The organism is Rhodohalobacter sp. (assembly GCF_041686455.1).
Taxonomy (GTDB): Bacteria; Bacteroidota; Rhodothermia; order Balneolales; family Balneolaceae; genus Rhodohalobacter.
This window is the reverse complement of sequence record NZ_JAWLDW010000194.1, coordinates 1-3,322: the sequence shown is the minus strand read 5'-3', so window position 1 is coordinate 3,322 and position 3,322 is coordinate 1. Positions and strand designations below refer to the sequence as shown.

The following is a 3,322-nucleotide window of genomic DNA, read 5'->3' as shown; positions in this document are numbered from 1 at the left end:
AATTAAAAGCTGACAGCTGATCTCCGAAAGCTTATAAATAGATAAACCGAACAGGGAAGTTTGAATTAGAACTCAACAGAAATTTAATCCTGATCCAGTTGTTCCAGAAATTCCTTCCAGTTTCGCTTAATGGCATTATTTGATGTAAAAAAGAGATCATTATGCCCGCCACGAAGCGGAACAAATGTTTTCGGTTCTGCAGCAGCTTCATAAAGCGCTTCTCCATGATGGAAGCCGGCAATTTCATCATCACGGCTGTGCATAATCAGCACGGGTGTATTCTCAATGATTTTGAGATATTTAATGGCTGAAAAATTATACCTTACCAAAAATGACGGCACAATAGGATAAATGTCCGAGGCCATCGTTTTCAAGTCTTGAAAGGCAGAGTCTAATACCAATCCCCCAACATTATATTTTGATGCTCCGTAGGCAGAAACCGCACCGCCCAGCGATCGTCCATACAGTATGATCTGATTTTCCGGGTAATTCTTCTGGTCTTTCAAAAATCCAATTACAGCTTCAATATCCTTATACAGTCCTTTTTCTGACGGACGGCCTTCACTTTTTCCATATCCCCGATAGTCGTACATCAAAACGGACACACCCAGATCCAAAAGCATTTCCGCGATCTCCAGCCTGCCGCTAATATTTCCTGCATTACCGTGTGAAAGCACAACCACCTTTTCGGCGTTCACTTTATTGAAGTACCAGCCATGGATCTGTTTTCCATCTTTCGTTTCAACCCACACATCTTCTGCCTCCAGCCCCATCGATTGTGGAGATCGAAAATGATCTTTTTCCGGCAAAAATAACATCTGTCCCTGAAACAAAAATAGAACCAGTATCAAAAAAAGGTAGATTCCGCCCAGGGCAATCAAAATTTTAAACAGCATATTCATTCTTTTCTATTCTGCATAAGTTAATAGTTTCTTACCGAAACAAGCACTACCCCATCACTTTCCTGTTTGCTTTCCCTATTCGTAATTTCACTGACCGCCCATTCATCTCATTGATGAAATGGTCTTCACATGTTTCGTCGTCATATCAGTCGCCACTTGTGATCTAAAGTGTTTTTACCGCAACGAGACCATTTGAACCTTCAGCAATATTCGAATAGATCACGAACGATGGCCGTAAAAAGTTCAAAAGGCTCAGCCTGATCCATCTCCCGGATCGTCTTCCGACCAATATTTTTGCAGCAGGTATCCAATCAAAAGAAGCAATACACCAAATCCCATAAAAAGAGGAATTCTCAAGAGTGCACTGGTCTGACTAAGGTCTACAAAAAACAGCTTGCCAACCACCAATAATATAGTAGCCATTCCTGCACCTCTCAGTTTCGGTTTTTTGAGCCAAAAACCTGAAATAAGGATAAGCACTGCATATATACCCCAGGCTATCGACGTTACCATTTGTCCGCTATCGAGGTACGTAAACTCTTTGGAAAACCAGGCCAGCAATCCGATGTGGGCAACAAGCTGATAGAATTCGGCTGTTTTAGAATTATATAAATAAATAGGAATGATCAGGCCGGTTGAAACCAGGAGAAGCAGCTCAGACATCGCCTGCATATTCAGAATTGGAGTTACATCCTCAAGAGAGAACAGCGCCTGACCTGCCATCAGAACCCAAGCGGTCAGTACTAGCAAATGAGATCCGAGCGATAGTATCTTCCCGCTAAACCGGGTTGCAGCATAACGAAGTGCCAGAGCTTCGAGCGTTATGACAACCAACAGCATGTTACCCTCAAAAAAGAGGAACATCGCCTGGGTAAATAGCACCAGGGCACTAAACATATGAGTGGTTGATAGTTCTCTAAAGCCTGCCTTTCTGAGAGGAATACAAATACTGCCAGTTAGGAAAGAGGCGCCCAGTGCCAGAATACCAAGGTGTGGTTCAGACAGCGACCAGACCCCATGCATAAACTGCACAGCTAGAATTGGAATTAAAAGTGACAGCGCCTGGATATGAGGATTCTCTCGACGGCGTCCCTCTTCAACCTCAGAACCGGGGTCGTCCTGACCTCTGACCATGTTAGGGGCACCATCACTTAACTCTCTTACAACCGGAAGCAGCCAAACAAGGCTAAGCATATACAGCAGGCCGCTCTGCAAAATCCAACGGTCAGCAAATAAGGGATCGGTTACATCCAATACGTTGGTAACCAAAGCAATCAATAGTATTAAACTACCGCCCACAAACATGCTCCACAGCAGGGAGCCCCACTGCTTAAACTGGTAAATTGCAGCTGCTCCGGTCATGATGGTGCATGAGTAGAGCATCAGCATTAAAAGTGATCCATCATTCTCATACAGCATAAACGGGGTTGCCAGTCCGCCCAGCGTCCCAATAAGCGCAAGGGTCGATGAATTTTGGCGCAGTGATGTTCCAAATGAAAGAATGGTAACGGCAATCATAAAACTGAAGGCAATGGGATAGCTTAGAAAGCTGTAGAGCTGGAATGTTGCAAACCCGGTGATATATAATGCCCCAATGCCCGCTCCCATAAGAAATTGACGAATAGTGCCGGCAATTTTATCGCTAAAGCCGAGCCAGAACAGCGTAGATCCAATCAGCAATCCGAATGCGCTTCTGATCGGCGGGATCAGCCATCCCTGTTCAATTGAATAATTAAATAGAAATACAACGCCAAGCAGCAACAGTGACACTCCTATCCAGTAAAGCCAGTTATCTTTGTAAAACTGCGGCAGGCTAAAATTCCCGCTTTTTCTGCTACTGAAGCTGCGACTCTTTGTCTTATTTGAGTAGTCATCAAACGCAGTTTCTGATGCAGTAGCCTGGCCAGTCACTTTAGAAGAACTCCTGTGCTTTTCACCAACAATTTTTTCAAGTTGAGCGACTCTATCTTCAAGTTTCTTGATGCGATCCTGACCCGAATCGTCAGATGATTCCCTATCCATAGCAGCAGGCATTTTCATTATTGATTTAGAAACTACAGCTCATCACTTTACAAAAAGCTTTGCAAGCTCAAACAATCTAAACAAATGGGGCTGATTAAGAAACCAAGTGGGATATACACTCTCACATTAGCATCGACTGGATATAAATGATGGGGAAACGTGTACCAATAATTCATCACCATCTTGATTATGTTAACACCCTTCGCCCACTATTTGACGGATCAATTCCCTCGATGGAAGATTATTTCTTTCACAACTCAAGTCTCTGATGAAACGCTTCATTCGGCGGATTCAGACGCTTGAAGATCATTTTCATCTAAAATTGCATGTTCATCTTTTCAGTCCTGTTTAAGTTGATAGCTTCTTGCCGGAACATGCTCTACCCCATCACGTCCCTG

Annotated in this window: 2 protein-coding genes; both read right to left on the bottom strand. The window is 43.6% G+C overall.

Features of this window, described 5'->3' with window-relative positions; translation table 11 throughout:
- Positions 1-83: 83 nt before the first annotated feature.
- Entirely contained in the window at positions 84-896 is an 813-nt protein-coding gene (locus ACESM0_RS13410; protein ID WP_372906711.1) for an alpha/beta hydrolase, read from the bottom strand.
- A gap of 258 nt (positions 897-1,154) precedes the next feature.
- Positions 1,155-2,942 carry a DUF2339 domain-containing protein gene (locus ACESM0_RS13405; protein WP_372906710.1) on the bottom strand — a complete coding sequence of 596 codons (1,788 nt, stop codon included), beginning with the start codon at positions 2,940-2,942 and terminating at the stop codon, positions 1,155-1,157.
- Positions 2,943-3,322: the final 380 nt, after the last annotated feature.

Bases quoted from the DNA above. Each gene is read 5' to 3' on its own strand.
- ACESM0_RS13410 (WP_372906711.1), bottom strand. From the start codon at position 896: ATGCTGTTTAAAATTTTGATTGCCCTGGGCGGAATCTACCTTTTTTTG.
- ACESM0_RS13405 (WP_372906710.1), bottom strand. From the start codon at position 2,942: ATGAAAATGCCTGCTGCTATGGATAGGGAATCATCTGACGATTCGGGT.